General features: G+C 38.9%; 21 protein-coding genes and 1 pseudogene. 11 read left to right on the top strand and 11 right to left on the bottom strand.

The genetic code is table 11. The features are described 5' to 3' along the window. Positions 1-127 precede the first annotated feature (127 nt). Positions 128-283, top strand: coding sequence for a hypothetical protein (locus RCJ95_RS12820; protein WP_016993988.1), 156 nt, complete (start codon positions 128-130; stop codon positions 281-283). A 196-nt stretch (positions 284-479) separates the two neighbouring features. Here RCJ95_RS12820 and RCJ95_RS12825 read toward each other — a convergent pair whose 3' ends face one another. Beyond that, positions 480-680, bottom strand: a complete 201-nt coding sequence (locus RCJ95_RS12825; RefSeq protein WP_221683070.1) for a hypothetical protein — start codon at positions 678-680, stop codon at positions 480-482. A 403-nt stretch (positions 681-1083) separates the two neighbouring features. On the opposite strand from RCJ95_RS12825, the pseudogene RCJ95_RS12830 reads away from it, so the two are divergent. Together RCJ95_RS12830 and RCJ95_RS12835 are read left to right on the top strand one after the other, a co-directional pair. Then, a pseudogene (locus RCJ95_RS12830) lies at positions 1084-1484 on the top strand (O-methyltransferase); the annotation flags it as partial. Positions 1485-1604: 120 nt separating this feature from the next. After that, positions 1605-2162 carry an isochorismatase family protein gene (locus tag RCJ95_RS12835; protein ID WP_313150686.1) on the top strand — a complete coding sequence of 186 codons (558 nt, stop codon included), beginning with the start codon at positions 1605-1607 and terminating at the stop codon, positions 2160-2162. A 37-nt stretch (positions 2163-2199) separates the two neighbouring features. Here the strand turns inward: RCJ95_RS12835 and RCJ95_RS12840 are convergent, their stop codons facing one another. Continuing rightward, the gene (locus RCJ95_RS12840) at positions 2200-2421 is read right to left on the bottom strand and encodes a hypothetical protein (RefSeq protein WP_313150685.1); all 222 of its coding nucleotides are present in this window, start codon (positions 2419-2421) and stop codon (positions 2200-2202) included. Beyond that, positions 2422-2769, bottom strand: coding sequence for a hypothetical protein (locus RCJ95_RS12845; protein ID WP_274772953.1), 348 nt, complete (start codon positions 2767-2769; stop codon positions 2422-2424). 297 nt (positions 2770-3066) lie between these two features. On the opposite strand from RCJ95_RS12845, the gene RCJ95_RS12850 reads away from it, so the two are divergent. Continuing rightward, positions 3067-3948: an AraC family transcriptional regulator gene (locus tag RCJ95_RS12850; protein WP_446722385.1), complete on the top strand. Its 882-nt coding sequence runs from the start codon at positions 3067-3069 to the stop codon at positions 3946-3948. A 12-nt stretch (positions 3949-3960) separates the two neighbouring features. Here RCJ95_RS12850 and csaA read toward each other — a convergent pair whose 3' ends face one another. The 3 genes from csaA to RCJ95_RS12865 all read right to left on the bottom strand — a co-directional run bounded on the left by csaA (position 3961) and on the right by RCJ95_RS12865 (position 4978). Then, positions 3961-4293: a chaperone CsaA gene (gene csaA, locus RCJ95_RS12855; protein WP_257961168.1), complete on the bottom strand. Its 333-nt coding sequence runs from the start codon at positions 4291-4293 to the stop codon at positions 3961-3963. Between the two features lie 89 nt (positions 4294-4382). Further along, positions 4383-4559, bottom strand: a complete 177-nt coding sequence (locus tag RCJ95_RS12860) for a hypothetical protein (RefSeq protein ID WP_004228639.1) — start codon at positions 4557-4559, stop codon at positions 4383-4385. A gap of 77 nt (positions 4560-4636) precedes the next feature. Next, positions 4637-4978 carry a DUF7668 domain-containing protein gene (locus RCJ95_RS12865; RefSeq protein WP_446722386.1) on the bottom strand — a complete coding sequence of 114 codons (342 nt, stop codon included), beginning with the start codon at positions 4976-4978 and terminating at the stop codon, positions 4637-4639. Between the two features lie 459 nt (positions 4979-5437). Between RCJ95_RS12865 and RCJ95_RS12870 the strand changes: the two genes are divergently transcribed. The 3 genes from RCJ95_RS12870 (at position 5438) to RCJ95_RS12880 (ending at position 7354) form a co-directional block, all read left to right on the top strand. Next, a complete protein-coding gene (locus RCJ95_RS12870; protein ID WP_446722387.1) occupies positions 5438-5746 on the top strand; it encodes a hypothetical protein in 309 nt (102 codons plus the stop codon). 106 nt (positions 5747-5852) lie between these two features. Beyond that, the gene (locus RCJ95_RS12875) at positions 5853-6272 is read left to right on the top strand and encodes a hypothetical protein (protein ID WP_221683061.1); all 420 of its coding nucleotides are present in this window, start codon (positions 5853-5855) and stop codon (positions 6270-6272) included. A gap of 269 nt (positions 6273-6541) precedes the next feature. Next, on the top strand, positions 6542-7354 hold the full coding sequence (locus RCJ95_RS12880; protein WP_446722388.1) for a DnaD domain protein: 813 nt from the start codon (positions 6542-6544) through the stop codon (positions 7352-7354). Here RCJ95_RS12880 and RCJ95_RS12885 read toward each other — a convergent pair. Further along, a complete protein-coding gene (locus RCJ95_RS12885; protein WP_446722389.1) occupies positions 7340-8260 on the bottom strand; it encodes an aminoglycoside phosphotransferase family protein in 921 nt (306 codons plus the stop codon). The genes RCJ95_RS12880 and RCJ95_RS12885 overlap by 15 nt on opposite strands. Before the next feature lie 368 nt (positions 8261-8628). On the opposite strand from RCJ95_RS12885, the gene RCJ95_RS12890 reads away from it, so the two are divergent. Together RCJ95_RS12890 and RCJ95_RS12895 are read left to right on the top strand one after the other, a co-directional pair. After that, positions 8629-9405, top strand: a complete 777-nt coding sequence (locus tag RCJ95_RS12890) for an N-acetylmuramoyl-L-alanine amidase (RefSeq protein ID WP_221683058.1) — start codon at positions 8629-8631, stop codon at positions 9403-9405. 105 nt (positions 9406-9510) lie between these two features. Next, on the top strand, positions 9511-9795 hold the full coding sequence (locus tag RCJ95_RS12895) for a hypothetical protein (protein ID WP_004228621.1): 285 nt from the start codon (positions 9511-9513) through the stop codon (positions 9793-9795). A 43-nt stretch (positions 9796-9838) separates the two neighbouring features. Here RCJ95_RS12895 and RCJ95_RS12900 read toward each other — a convergent pair whose 3' ends face one another. From RCJ95_RS12900 to RCJ95_RS12915, 4 genes are all read right to left on the bottom strand, one after another. Then, the gene (locus tag RCJ95_RS12900) at positions 9839-10447 is read right to left on the bottom strand and encodes a copper amine oxidase N-terminal domain-containing protein (RefSeq protein WP_112117947.1); all 609 of its coding nucleotides are present in this window, start codon (positions 10445-10447) and stop codon (positions 9839-9841) included. Positions 10448-10587: 140 nt separating this feature from the next. Beyond that, a complete protein-coding gene (locus tag RCJ95_RS12905) occupies positions 10588-11079 on the bottom strand; it encodes a DUF2975 domain-containing protein (protein ID WP_312128793.1) in 492 nt (163 codons plus the stop codon). A gap of 140 nt (positions 11080-11219) precedes the next feature. Then, positions 11220-11927 carry a DNA alkylation repair protein gene (locus RCJ95_RS12910; protein ID WP_446722390.1) on the bottom strand — a complete coding sequence of 236 codons (708 nt, stop codon included), beginning with the start codon at positions 11925-11927 and terminating at the stop codon, positions 11220-11222. Positions 11928-12090: 163 nt separating this feature from the next. Then, a complete protein-coding gene (locus tag RCJ95_RS12915) occupies positions 12091-12711 on the bottom strand; it encodes a hypothetical protein (protein WP_221683054.1) in 621 nt (206 codons plus the stop codon). A gap of 226 nt (positions 12712-12937) precedes the next feature. On the opposite strand from RCJ95_RS12915, the gene RCJ95_RS12920 reads away from it, so the two are divergent. Both RCJ95_RS12920 and RCJ95_RS12925 read left to right on the top strand, forming a co-directional pair. Beyond that, complete coding sequence (locus RCJ95_RS12920; RefSeq protein WP_066038479.1) at positions 12938-13327, top strand: KGG domain-containing protein; 390 nt, start codon at positions 12938-12940, stop codon at positions 13325-13327. 180 nt (positions 13328-13507) lie between these two features. Then, positions 13508-14062: an integrase gene (locus RCJ95_RS12925; protein WP_221683053.1), complete on the top strand. Its 555-nt coding sequence runs from the start codon at positions 13508-13510 to the stop codon at positions 14060-14062. Positions 14063-14103: the final 41 nt, after the last annotated feature.

Raw genomic sequence — 14103 nt, forward strand, 5'->3', positions numbered from 1 at the left:
TTAACCTTTTTTTACCCTAAATCGTCCAAATGATAGCTATTTTAGTGAAAAAATATACTGTTATTTTCCTTTTTATAGAAGGTTTGCTATACTTTATGTCGAATATATCTATTGAAGAGGTGATTGTATGGACAAGGAGATATCAAATAACTATCAATATCCTAAACACCTAACAAGCCTTGATGGAATCGAAACGACAGAATTATATGTCATCAAGATAACAAAGGAACAAGTGGATAGGTTGATTGAGGATATCGATCAAACATTAAAGACGTCGACATGACGTCTTTTTTCATGCCAAAAAGGCCACCTTCCAAGGAAAGTGACCTCAAAACAGGAGAGCTGTGGAAAGGCTAGATTTGCTTTACACTACTATTTGTATGTAAAAGTAATCTTGTTAGCTAGCCATTTGCCTGAAAGATAGATGAAATTTACTCGATTTTCTAGCATCGCAGTTCACCATCCAAATATGTACTACCTTAGTTCTTCTGACAGGAAAAGGAGTAATTCAAAGCCAGATAATCGCGTATGATAGTAGGCTGTCCGCCATTTTCAAGACATAGCTTACTGGCAATTTTAATTTCCTTCTGATTATAGTGAGATTGTGCCCCAATCAAAAATATGCCTGACAGTATCAATAATGTCGCGATGCCCAACACATATTTTGTAACCCTTTTCACTCATCTTACCCCCCATTTCGATACGTCTACCCTATTGTCTAACATATGTTGAAGCATGAAAGCATTATGTTTAATTGGCAATTTGTATACAAAAGGGGTGTTTTAGAAATGAAGGATCTGGATTTAGAGAGCATATGAGAGAGGGAAATCACCGTGGAGGACGCCACAGAGGCATGGAAGGAGCGCTACAGCGAGGAGCAAAAGGCAAAGCGATTTCATTTTTGAAATGCTGCATGTGAAGCGGGCTATCATTAATCAGCAATTAGAACAGCCAGAATTTCAATCCATTCAGCAAATTTTAGTCGATTAGATGCAATCGATATGGTTATCCAAGAATTTAGCCAGTTGTTTGATATTCAAGAAAGTGTAACCAACGACAGTCTACAAGAGGAAGATAACACACATGAAACAAAATTATATAGATGAGGTATTTTATCAGTACGATGCCCTATTAGAGGATGTCCTGTCCTCCATTGCCGAAAATGGTATGCCTGCTATTTCTGTGTCTCGATCATCAGGAAAGCTGTTGACGATGCTTGTATCGATTACTAGGTCAAAGGCTATTTTAGAAATTGGGCTGGCGAGAGGAATGGAAGGGGAAGGCAAAGTGACCTCCCTAGAGTCAAAGGAAAAATATGCACAGCTGGCAGCCAAGAATTTTTGCCAAGGCAGGCTTTGCTGAGCAGGTAACGTATAACAGATCCTACATTGGAAAGCCTTGAAAAGCTTGTGGCAACAGGACAGTGTTTTGATTTCTTTTTCATTGATGCTGATAAGGATAACTATGAAAATTATTTAGTTTATGGCAACACCCAAGCGCCATTGGGGATGGCATGACGGTTTCAAAAGTTAAAAAATAATGCATATCAGAAATTAACTATTAATGGTAAAATATTGTTAACAAACAATAAGGGAGAGATGCTTTTGAAGCAAGCACTAGTGGTCATTGATGCACAGCAAGAATTAATCGAGGGAAATCAGGATGAACAAGCCGTCTATCGAAAGGATGAATTGCTTAAAACCATCAATGCCGTTATTCAAAAAGCTATTGAGGCAGAGGCACAGATTATCTTTGTGCGTGATCAGGATGTAGCTGGTGGAGAAGGGGAAGGCTTTCAGGTACATCAAGCGATCCAAGTACCGACTACCGCTGTTTATTTTGATAAACTGGCTACCAACGCTTTTTATAAGACAGGCTTACTCGATTATTTACAGGCCAATAAGGTAGAGCATTTGGTGATAATGGGCTGCAAAACCGAGCATTGTGTGGATACAGCAGTTAGAGCAGCAACTATACAGGGCTTTGATGTCACTTTGGTGGGAGAAGGCCATTCAACAAATGGTTCCGACTACTTATCACCAGAAGATACGGTTGCACACCATAATGACATCCTGCACGGCCATTATAATGTGGATCATTTCTCACTTGTACGAAACGCCGACGAAGCATTATTTGAACCCACACACAATAGTTATCGCTAATTATAAAATGACCAAGAATAGAGGTTCTTGGTCATTTTTACATATAGAAGTGATTGAGCAACCAACCTATAACAGTACTCAAGATACCAACTACTATCAAGACCAGCCCATGGGTTGGTGCTTGATAATCCTTTTTAAGTACGATGCCCATACAAATTGCCATAAGCCCACAAAAAGCTTGGAATAGGAGAAGGGCAGCTACCACATTGACCCAACCGATGATTAAAAGTAATCGCTTACTATTATTTTCATGTACCATTTATTGTTCTCCCTCGTCATTTCTATGTAAAAAAAGTACCATACCTAACACGCCTAGTAGTAGGATTGAAAAAATAATAGACATTATCGCTTGATAGACAATGGCAGTTATAGCTAAAAACAGTAAAATAATCAGTATGATGAGACGCAGTAGGAATTTTGTTTTTTTACGAATGGCGAAAAAATCCTGTAGAATAATGAGTAAAAAGCTCACCCCAAATAGGAGAGCATATTCAAGAACGAATAGAGGATGCTTAGTTGTTACATCCCCATCATGAAAGTATTTTAAAATAATTATAGGAATGAGTATGTATTTTAAATACTTGTACCACTGGAAAAGTCGATCCATGTTGCTGCCTCCAGCTCAATAGACTATTCTTACAAATATTGTAACGAAAATTATGATGCGACACAATGATCTTTTATTTTCATAGGGCCACTGTGCTAGCAGTGACCCTAAGTATCAAGTCAGGAGGTGTAAGGCTAAAATTAGCTTTACACTATTATATGTATGTGAAAGTAGCTTTAAAAGCTAGTTATCTGCCTGTTCGATAGATTATTTTTTGAAAGGCGACTAAATGGGGCACCAATTGTCGGATGGAGGGCTACTATTCCTGCTAAAGTAATGATAAGGAAGGTGATAGAAGTGGATTCTTTAACAAGGTTGAATGAGGCGATTGCGTATATCGAGGCCAATCTAACAGAGGAAATTGATGTGCAAGAAGCTGCGAGATTAGCTTATTGCTCGGAATATCATTTTAAACGTATGTTTTCCTTTCTGGCAGGCATCTCGCTGTCTGAGTATATTCGTCGTAGGCGTCTAACGCTTGCCGCACTGGAATTATCAGATTCATCGATGAGAATTCTCGATATCGCGATTCGTTATGGCTATCGCTCTGCAGATGCATTTACAAGAGCCTTTCAGCAAATGCATGGCATCACACCATCGGAGGCGAGGCAAAATGGTCAGCACCTAAAAGCGTTTCCACGAATGACCTTCCAACTTACCATACAAGGAGGTTGTGAAATGAATTACCGACTCGAACAAAAAGAAGCGTTTCACATCGTTGGTCTCATGAAAAGAGTACCCATCGTTTTTCAAGGAGAAAATCAAGCGATAACTGAAATGGCACGTTCATTAACAATGGAGGATATTGGGCACCTAAAAAAGCTATCGAATGTAGAACCAATTGGAATTATCCAAGCCTCCACTAACTTTTCCGAGAGCAGAATGGAGGAAAAGGGCGAACTTGATCATTATATCGGCGTAGCCACAACCGAAACGTCTCACTATTTTTCACAGTTGGATGTACCCGCTTGTACATGGGCTGTCTTTGAAGCAGTTGGACCATTCCCACAAACACTGCAGGAAACATGGGGGCGCATTTATGCGGAGTGGTTCCCATCATCTGGCTATGAACAGGTTGCTGGTCCAGAAATCGTGCGTCATACAAGCACGGATTTTTCCTCACCAACTTTTACAAGTGAAATCTGGATACCACTTCAGAAAAAGAAGCCTCTTGCATAATGCGAGAGGCTTTTACTGTATTTTCGTTCCATTGGGCAGCTGCTGATCAGGCGTTAACAGGATTACATCTCCCTCCACAGGTACACCACCAATCACTAATACCTCTGACTTAAAACCCGCAACGCGACGTGGTGGGAAATTAACAATCGCCACTACTTGCTTCCCAATAATGACTTCGGGTGTATAACGCTTCGTAATTTGTGCAGAAGACTGTTTAATGCCCAGCTCTTCACCAAAATCAATTTTCATTTTAATCGCAGGAACCCGAGCCTTTGGCAGTTCCTCCGCCTCTAAAACCGTGCCAATTCGTATATCAAGTGCTGTAAAATCTTCTATTGTCGCCATCACTGTACTCCTTAAGCTTTTATGACAATGTTAGCATTTAATAGAAAAAAATACAAAAAAAGAAGAGCACATTGCGTGCCCTTCTCTCGTTAACGACGATGCTCTACCAGGTCAATCGCACCTAACACAATGTGTGCTAAGCCAAAGCCAAAAATCGTATTGGCCACCATTTTGTTAGAGCCATGTTTTTGCTTCATTGCATAGCCTGCCGCCGTAACAGCTGACCCAAGTATAGTGGGGATTAAACCTTCACGAATTCCATTCATAAATTGATCCCTCCGTCGTATGATTCGGCGTGAGTTTCACACCATACTTACTATGAACGTTTGGTGCGGATACTATACTAGGCATCAACCGTATCAATCATAAAAGCAGTGATTTCCGTTTGATCTGCATTTGTATAGGCCTTGCAAAAAAGAACCACAGCACTTTCTTCATCATCAAACCATAAATAGCGGATTTCTGTTGTAAAGCAACTTTGGTCATCCATTTCATACACATCAATAGCAACGGAAGCTTCATCCAGCGGCCATGTTAAGGTACCTTGCAAGGCGAAAATCTCCTGCAGAAAAATAGCAGTATCCTCTGTTAATATCTTCTCTTGTTGAAGTTTCTCATATCTATTATGTACTAAATCATCTAAGGTCATTTTCGTTAATGCACTTATTTTGTCTTTCATTTGCATAGCCTCCCTCTTTATAGTTATTTTACTGGAAAAGGAAAAATTTTGTATAGGTAAATAGGGGTTTATTGAAACGAAAAAGAGCGGTTAGCCGTATAATAAACGAAGGGGGCTGAAAATGAAGTATATAGGCATTGGCACCATCTTGTCCATTCTAGGTGTGATATGCTCCATTCTCATATGGGGTACAGAGAGTAGCCAACAATCAGAATAAGCATTGTATTAAACCATTGATTTGAATGAGCAATCCAATCTAAGCGACCCTATCCATCAAAATAAGCGTTGTATCCGTCAGATTAGACATTGTATCCGTCAAAAATAGAATTCTATCCGTCACATTTAGAATTCTATCCATCAATCATTACATATAAAAATCATAAAAAATGTCACATCTACCCTAGGTGTGGCTTTTTTTGTTGCATTTAATAGAGAGGAGTACATTTGCAATAGAGAGGTGGTACTATGCAATTAACAGATGGTACACAGATATTTGACACGGACATCATTGATGAGGCTGCTAAAAAAAGGGAGCGTGATGAGCAGGAGCGGGAGATGCTCAACGCTTTTGCCCGCTATGCTTATCTACGATATAAGCAAATACGAGACAAAGTAAATCCGCGAAAATGTAAATATATGTATATTAATCGGGTGCGTCAGCAATTAGCATTACCTGCTAGACTACAGCGTGTTTGCAAGCTGCTAACGATGACAGAAGAGGAAGTTCTCTACATTGTAGAATTTGTGCGGAAGTATTTGAAATACGTTAAATAAGCCTCATCTTCATAGATGGGGTTTTTTTACATAATTTCTAGGGAGAATTGTTTCTCAACACCCGCTTCATATAGTATGATGAACGTGTATAAAGGAGTGAGCGTAGTTGAGATTGATTAAATTTCTAGTGGTAATTGCTATATTCGTTGGTGTAGTGGGGTATGGTGTGCTACATTTCGGCACAAAATTCGCCTCTGAAAAAATTGTAGATACCTTGTCGACAGAATTAGAAAATAGCGGACAAAAGGAAAACATCAAAAGTACCATTGAAAATGACCCACAATTAAAAGCCTATATGGAAGAGGCGAAAACGGTCGATAGCAGTACATTACCGTTTACGACAAAAGAAGAGGCAACGAAAGTCCTAATTCAAAAAGTGGGCATTACCGATTTGAACGACATGCGTGTTAAATTGCAGGACGGCTCGATGACGCAGGAAGAAGCTCTGCAAATGGTGGAAGGCAAATTATCCGATGAAGAGATTGCCGCTTTAAAAGTCATCGTCTATAAAGAGCTTTATGAATAAAAAAGCAGAAGCAATTGTTTGTTTCTGCTGCTTTCATTACCCTTACAGATCATGATTATATTTCCATCTAAATCTTGAAGTAGGCAAAGTCATCAAAACGTTCTATAGCATGAATTGGAATGCCTTTGTCTTAATAGGAATTCGCTAAAAAATTCATTTCATCTGCTTAAAAGGGCATGCTTCATGGCATGTTCTTTTTTTTTATGTCCCATTTTTAAAAATTTTCTTTATATAGTTAGAAAGGACATTAGATGGAAAGAGGGAGCGTAATGATTTATCGAGTAGCCAAAAAGGAGAATTTTGTGGTTTTGGATAAAGGATTTTTAAATGATGAGCAATTAAGCTGGAAAGCAAAGGGTCTGCTTGCCTATATGCTGTCTTTGCCAGATGATTGGTCATTTAGTCTTGCAGATTTAGCAATACGTAGTAAATGTGGGCGGGAAGCGACAGCCAAAATTTTGGATGAACTCATAGAGGCGGGCTATCTTCAAAAAGTACAGGAACGAGGAAAAGACGGCAAGTTCGGTAGGGTAGAATTTTTCGTCTATGAAGCATCAAAACGTGCTGCTATACCGTCAACGGGAAATTCGTCAACGGTCGTACCATCGACGGAAAAGCCCACACTACTAAATAATAATTTACTAAATAATCAATTACTAAAAGATAAAGATGATAAGGAGTCTACTAACACTGCCTACCACTTTTATGTGCAACAAGGCTTTGGCAAACAAACAGCCTATATTGCTAGTAAAATTCGTCATTGGCTCACTATTTTTTCAGAGGACATGGTCATCTATGCGATGAAGCTAGCGGTGGAGCATAATGTTTTACGCTGGCGGTATGTAGAAAGCATCTTACAAAATTGGTGCCATCAGAACATAAAGAGTCTTGCTGATATTGCTATCGACCAGCAGCGTTTTCAAGCCCGCAAGCAGCAAGTGTTATCACATTCTAAAGCCAGACGACAGGAAATCATTCCGCAGTGGTTTCAGCAGCGTGGCGATCAGGAACCAAAATCTCAGTCAACAATTGATTTTGCAGCAGAACGACAAAAAATATTAGCCCTCTTACGGAGTGAATAAATTCTCCACATACCATAAAGGTTTAATCGATGAAAAGTCATCATGGTCCTGTAAAATCATGTAAATTATTTCCAACGCATCGTCAAAGGAGCGTGGGTCATAGTGACGAGTCCAAGCAATGGTTGAAAAGACAGTCATGGCTGCATAGAGAGCATATAACCGCCAAAACATATCGTCTGGTGCAGATGAAAAATAGCCATCAATCTGCCCAATACAATAGGGGATACTTTGTCGTCTACTAAACAAGGCAAGATTATAAAAGTCATGATAAGGATCACCCACATCATAGCCATTAAAATCTATCACCCCATTGTAAGTATGTCCTTTACAAATAATGTGACCGAGATGAAAATCATCATGAAGCAGGGTGATGGGGCGTTGCTTTAACAGTGGTAAGTGCGTTTCAATAAAGCGCAATAGTTTAGCTTCTTGTGGAAGTTGATAGGCATCTTGTTGGTATGCCTTCAAATAGCTAGAAAACTTTTTGAGCTGTGTTGTCTCCCAATGAATTATTTGCGGAGGACTCACTTGATGTATTTTTTTCAATTCTTTCCCTGCCGCAAGACCAAGGTGGAATTGCTCAGAGTCAGAAAGTTCCTGAATAATTTCATCTGCTGGTGTTTCTTCTAAAAAGCTAACGACCATTGTGGATACGTTGTATTCCTGAAACAAGTTATAGTCAACGGCTTTATGTGTTCTTACGCCCTGCTTTGCTAACTCTTGGAGCAAGGAAAACTCTACTGCACGTTTGTCATGATGTGCTAGATCTGACAAGCACACCAAATAGCGTGTTTCACCAACTGTTACCAGATATTTGCTATCAGGTGAATAGCCTTTGTTAATTTTCACCAGCTGTGTAAAGCCGTTTAAGCTTGGTAATTGACGAATAATCTCTATTGCCTGCACACTTTCTTTCCTCGCTTTCAATATTTTAGAAGATCTAAAATACTACAGGAAATAATACTTTGTCAATGCTTGGAATCGAGGAAAGCGGTTATAAAATCATAATGAAAAAATAGTAAAAGAGCACAACTAACTAGAAAACACTTTTGTGCGAGCATTTACTAATAGTAAGTGGATGTCCTTGTGATATTCACACTTCATAGCTTCGAGGAAAGAGAGGTGAAACGATCGCAGTAGCCTTGAGCGCGAAAAGAAGCTAATAAGCCTCAAAAGGAACCTCTAATTATCTGTTGCTTACCCTAAAAAAACACAAAAAGACAAAAATAACATAGCGTCAGTCGCTAAAAAATAATAGGAAAGGATGGTGCAATATGAGTTATGTTATTGAAAAACAGATGATGTCAGGGCTACCGAATCTGACGCTAACGGCAGTCAAATACATTGTGGCGCATGAATCAGGTAATGGCAGCAATACAGGTCCAAATGCATTGGAAAACGAAATCGCCTATATGAATCGAAATAAAGCCAATGCCTTTGTTTCTCACTGGGTAGGTGGTGGTGGAAGAATCGTGCAAGTAGCCCCAGTCAATCGCGTGCAATATGGCTGTGGACCAAAGGGAAATCCGTATAGCTATGCCCAGGTGGAACTGGCACGGACTGCTGACAAGGAACAATTTAAAAAGGACTATGCAGCTTATATTTGGCTGTTACGTAAGCTTGCTATAGAGGCAGGTGTTCCAACTGTTTTAGATGGTAGCGGCAACGGCATTAAGTCACATCGATGGATTGCGGAAAATCTAGGAGGCACTACGCACAAAGATCCTTTTGACTATTTAAAAAGTATGGGGATTACAGAAGCACAGTTCCAGCAAGATATTAAAAATGGGCTTGAGGAGGGATTAACAGTGTCACAATATAATGAGCTAAAACAAGAAATAGAGACGTTGAAAAGCTTACTAGCTGAAAAAGCTAGTTTACAAACAAGCAGAGAAGTGGGGGCAGCCCATAAAGAGGCTTGGGAGTGGGCTATTAGCCAAGGCATTATCCGAGGCGACGGAAGTAAGAACATGAATCCAGCAGGCGCCTTAACAAGAGAGCAAATGGCGACCATGCTGAAACGCTATTACGACAAATTTATAGCCAACTAATTGTGCAGGATAAAGCTCCTAGTCATCACGAGCTTTATCCTTTTTCATTAAATAAAGGTTTTTTCAAAATTTTGTCGAATGTAGTAGAAGAGAGGAGGGGTTTTGATGTTAACCAAAATAAGAAAAGTAAAATTTGAACAAGAAAGAAAAAATCCATTATACCAGGTGGTGATGGAATGTCCCGATGGTAAGCAACTCTATGTAAAATTTGATTATACGTATAAAACAAAAAATTTCTGGCCATTAGAAGTGAATTATAATAAAAAGAACTATGGTGCAAAGCTAGCATGGTATACAAATGAAGTCGAGAATATGACAGTGGCTTTATTTCTAGAAACGATTGCTGGTAAAATCAACAAGAAGTATGATTTTAACTTTAGGAAACAATAAAAAAGCAGCACCTTGTAGGAGCATACTGCTTAAGACTTGTCCATTATTTAGTTGAGATATAAACAACCAGTGCTGCCTCATCAAATGTTACATTTGCGCCAAGTGCTTGACTGACAAAGCGTAAAGGCACCATTGTTGTACCTTGATATATTTCAGCAGGATGGCTGAGTGTGATTGTTGATGCAGAACCATTTGTATCAACATAAGCCGTTTTATTCCCCACACCAATCACAATTTTTTTACTGTCCTTTGTTGCCGTTACTTTTTTCGTTGCATTATCATAGCTAACCGTTGCCCCAAGAGATTCAAAGATTGCCTTCATTGGCACTAAGGTTGTGCCATTTTTCATATAAGCGCTAGGCGTATAATTTTGCTTCACGTCATTTAAATAGACAGCAACCTTCGTTAATACAGGTGCTACCGTTGCTTTAGGGGCTGGCGTAGAATAACTTTGACCGCCTGAAGAAGACCCTGCATCATTGCCACCATTGCCATTATGATAATGATAGCCAGAACAAAGCCCTTTAGCCTTTGATTTGTCAGAACAGTTGTGACCGCCATTGCTATCTAAACGCCCTGGATGTGCGCTCGCAATAGAGGCTGTGGTGAAAAATAATGTAAGCATCGCCATCAGTAAAACCAATTTCTTCATATAAATCCTCCAATTCTCAAAATATGTAATTATTATACTATCGAAAAGAGAATTTTGATATGTTTTTATAGGAAATTAGTTTTAAATACTTTCGAAACATGAAAAGGCACTACCAGTCAAGAATGGTTAGTGCCATTTTGTTATATGGTTAATTGATTTTCGTTTTGGAGATCAATGGCTTTTTGGAGTAGTCGATGCAGAACGGCTGCAAAGGTTGCAATCGTACTGGTTACAAAGATGCTTATGAATGTCAGCGTAATAATTCCTGTAATATCTTCCTTGCCAGTAAACATCATCATAATTGTTGCAATACCTAGCACAAGGCCGGCTACAATCGTGAGAGCACAATTTTTGACCGTTCTCAAAGCCCGTACAGATGATTTGGAGAAAGCTTTATGCTGGTCGATGTTCGTTAAGAGGCGATAGGTCTGATGCAACGCTGTGTAATAGGGAATACATAGTACATACACATAGAGTAAAAAAAGATAAGACAAATAGGAGGATTCGGGATGTGCCGCTGCATCTCTACTGGCTATCCCAGGTAACCAAAATAGCCCTAAAGCTAATACAGGGATACCTAGCAGCATAATCACACTCTTTAGGAAAATGGTTGACCCCTTTTTATGTTTCATACAAAACACCTCACTGGTAATGATATATTGATTTTAAAATAAAATTTATCGTTTTTCAATAAAAAAATATTATCATTCATTGATTTTTCATTTAAAAAGACATCCATCCTTATGGGATAGATGCCTTTAAAATGCGATGATTAACATCTCACATATTTACGTTTAAAGCCAATTCTGCCTCGCTCTATTTCCTTTTGAATTGTTTCATAAGCATTTAGCTGCGTGCTTTTTTTGTTGTCTCGCTTCATCTCTACAGGACCAATCGCCTGTGCGGTTGCTACTGCTTGTTCGTGGAGCGGCACATAGGAAATAGCCACTGTGTACAAAAAATTATTCATGGCCGATTTTGTGCGTTCAGGTGCATCGTGAATGGTATTTTTCACGATTTCCAGCATATGAGCTAGCTTGCTCTCGGAAAATTCGCTATCCTTGCGATTCCCTAATAGCCAGCAATAGCAGCTCCAGCCTGCAGACATTTTCAATTCCTCACCACTAGCAATCCACGCATCCGCCACTTCCTGAGAAATCGGTGCCTCTGCTAAAGTAACCGCTACTACATAATCCGACAGCATATAAAAATAAGCTGCCTCGATCCATCGATTAAAATCTTCCACAGTCATGGCTTTTGGATCTGCAATGACGCCAGCAAAGTACATTGCATCATAGTTGCCAGTAGCATAAAGCTCTTCTGCTAGAGTTTGATCGATTTTAATTTTCTTCGCAATAGGCTTCATGGCACCTGTTGCCACACCAAATAACGGCTCATGGGCGCCATTTGACATATACATTTTTTTCGTCCGTTCCTTGCCCAGAGCCTCTAGCTCTTGCATCACTAAATCAGCATTCATAGTAGCACTTCCTTTTTGCGGTTTCTAGATTATTTTTATTATCCTATAAAGAATGTCTTTTTGTAATGGAATAAAAGCATATCATATTAGAATATAAAATATCATATCTGAATATATTTTTGTCAGTCACTTTATAGAGAAGGAAGTACCAATTTACAAGTAGCTAGAGCCTATTCCAAATAAACATAAATTGAGCTGCATCCGATTCGAGGGCAATTTGATGATAGTCCGTTGAATCATCATCTGTGATCAAGCGACCTTTTTGCACGTTTAAAATAGCATGCTTAACAGAGTCTGGATGTTCAATCGCATAGTGGGAGTCTTTTAGAAGAGTGAGGGCAGATCGACATTTATGTTTATCGATGCGCTCATTTTTTCCTTTAAAATACAGCTTGATTAAATAGGGTACATCATCAATGATTAAACCGAGCTCAGGATTGGAACGCACAATTAAATCGTCGCAATACCAATTCGCCTTACCTGGTTCAAACCACTGAACGTTTTTATTTTTTACAAATTTTATATAGGCTTTAACGGCTTCTTGGTAATTTTTCTGGCGTGCAGGTAGGGCATTATCCACGAGGTCGAGTAAATAGGTATCATTAAAACGATGTTCATGGTATTTTTTTAATCCATCACGCAAGGCTTTCCAATAATCTTTTATTGGATGGTACTCTCCCTGATATTTTATATCCTTCACAAACTTTGTTTTTGCTGCACTTCCCTTCATTGTGAAGTCAGTAAATTGTGTTAAACCAATAGATGGCTTTGTGAGCGTCGTCATGTTTCCATCACCCTTCTTTCATCATCGATGACATACTATAGATTAGTATTATATTGGAAAGGGTACATGTATATGATTGATGGGTTTGTTAACAATCCGCTCCTAACAGTGTTCTATTACAATAAGAAAATCAATTTTTTAAAAAAATATGTTTAGATGTGTTTTGACTGGGAATATAAATAGCGAGCTAGTAAAAAGCTCAAAAAAATATTTAGGAGGAATAGAAATGGCTAACAAGCAAAACAATCGCAACAGAAACAACAATGAAAACATGACTGTCGAAGAAGCGGGACGTAAAGGCGGAGAAGCTACCTCCAGAAATCATGACCGTGATTTTTATGAAGAAATAGGACGTAAAGGCGGCGAGGCTACGTCTAAAAATCATGGACATGAATTTTATCAAGAAATTGGTCGCAAAGGTGGAGAAGCTACGGCTGAAAACCACGGCGAAGAATTTTATGAAGAAATTGGCCGCAAAGGCGGAGAAGCTACCTCTGAAAAGCACGACGACGATTTTTATGAAGAAATAGGACGTAAAGGTGGAGAAGCACGCAGTAAACAGCGTAGTAACAACTCCAACGGCAACCAAAATCGTCGAAATAACAATAATAACTAATCACTTTTAAATAGGTCGAAACCCTTCACACACAGGGCGTTTGTAGTTTTAAACTACAAGCGCCTTTTTTGTTGTTAAGTTCCTCTCAATCCACAGGATAAATTTGTTGAATTTCTCCTAATTGTAGTATAATATTTAATCCGCTTCTACTTGTTTTTAGCGGAAATGAGGATAGAGAGAATGACACAACTTAAAGAAAAAGAACTATTTCAGGTAATACAATCCGTCGTGCAGACTGTGAACATGACGGTTAAGATAAAACAAGACGATTCAGGTATTAATATGAGTTATAACTTTATTGGGGATTATGTAGGATTTGATGCGAAACGATTAGTAGAGGCAAGAAATGAACTAATGCTTCCAACTTCACTTGAAATTTATGTCAAAACAATGACCCTACATGAGCTAGGTCATGCAGTGGATCGAGAAGCATTACAGGCATCACTTCCACGTACAATAGAAATCTTTACAATGAAAAAGCAACATGCCTTAAAAGAAATATATCGTCAGGAACAACTACTAGCCATGCTGATTGAAGAACATGAAATGAATCTTCAATTTGAGCAAACGGCTTGGGAAAATGCATGGATGCTTAATAATACACATCACTTAGTTCCTGAAAAGGACTTTGACAATATCAAACAGCATAGCCTAGCGACCTATCAGCGTTTATATGAGCAAGATTTACAAGCTTATCACCATCTTTTGAACCAGCAGATGGTGCAATTAGTTTAGCTAGAAATAATCATTTCATACCGTCGCGGGAATAGATCAAA

It is taken from the genome of Lysinibacillus sp. BSL11 (assembly GCF_052928325.1).